General features: G+C 75.1%; 1 protein-coding gene and 1 pseudogene. One reads left to right on the top strand and one right to left on the bottom strand.

What is annotated here, in order from left to right:
* Positions 1-186: pseudogene (locus ACWEN3_RS46970) on the bottom strand (hypothetical protein); the annotation flags it as partial.
* 160 nt (positions 187-346) lie between these two features.
* On the opposite strand from ACWEN3_RS46970, the gene ACWEN3_RS46975 reads away from it, so the two are divergent.
* A complete protein-coding gene (locus ACWEN3_RS46975; RefSeq protein WP_452984622.1) occupies positions 347-949 on the top strand; it encodes a uridine kinase family protein in 603 nt (200 codons plus the stop codon).
* Positions 950-1,021 lie beyond the last annotated feature (72 nt).

A 1,021-nucleotide genomic window follows, 5' to 3' on the forward strand; every position in this document is an offset into this window, starting at 1 on the left:
GAGGCCGGAGAGGCCCGCCTGCGGGTCGATGTGCCCGAGCGAGGTGGGCCGCCACGGCACGTCCACGAGCGGGGCGGCCGCCGCGTGCGCCGTCGCCGCGCCCGCGCCCAGCGCCGCTCCGGCGGTCGCGAGGGCGATCAGGGCGCGCTGCGCGGTGGGGTGCCGGGAGGAGGAGTGTCGGGCCATCGCTGATGCCACCTTCTGGTGCGCAGGGTAATGCTGTCGGCACACAGGGTAGTTGAGGCCGGAGTCACGCTCAAAAGCCGACCCGCGGGGTCGGCAGGCGGCCCCCGATACGTCAAACTGGTGTTCCGTGAGCATTCATCCCCTGTCCCCCGCCCGTGTCGTGCTGCTGTGCGGCCCCTCGGGCTCGGGCAAGTCACTGGTCGCCGCCCGTGCCGGGCTCCCCGTCCTACGCCTGGACGACTTCTACAAGGAGGCCGACGACCCGACTCTGCCCCTGGTGGAGGGGAGTTCCGACATCGACTGGGACCACCCCGCCTCGTGGGACGCGGACGTCGCGGTCGAGGCCATCGCCCGGCTGTGCGCCACCGGGTCGACTCCGGTGCCGGTGTACGACCTCTCGCTGAGCGCCCGCACCGGCGAGGAGACGCTGCGCATCGGCCGTACCCCGCTGTTCGTCGCGGAGGGCATCTTCGCCGCGGAGATCGTCGGGCGCTGCCGGGAACTCGGCTTGCTCGCGGACGCGCTGTGCCTGTCCCGCGGACCGGTCACCACCTTCCGGCGGCGCTTCCTGCGGGACCTGAAGGAGGGCCGTAAGTCGGTGCCGTTCCTGCTGCGCCGCGGCTGGCGGCTGATGCGGGCGGAGCGCTCGATCGTCGCCCGCCAGGTGTCCCTCGGCGCCCATCCGTGCGACCGCGACGAGGCGCTCGGCCGGCTCGCGTCCGCGGCTGCGGGCCGGCAGGTGCGCCGCCAGACGGTGGCCTGACACCACGGCCCCGGAAACGGGAAGCGGGGGGGGGGGGGGGGGGGCCCCCGGGCCCGGGGGGGGGGGGGCGCC

This window comes from Streptomyces sp. NPDC004561, assembly GCF_053602155.1.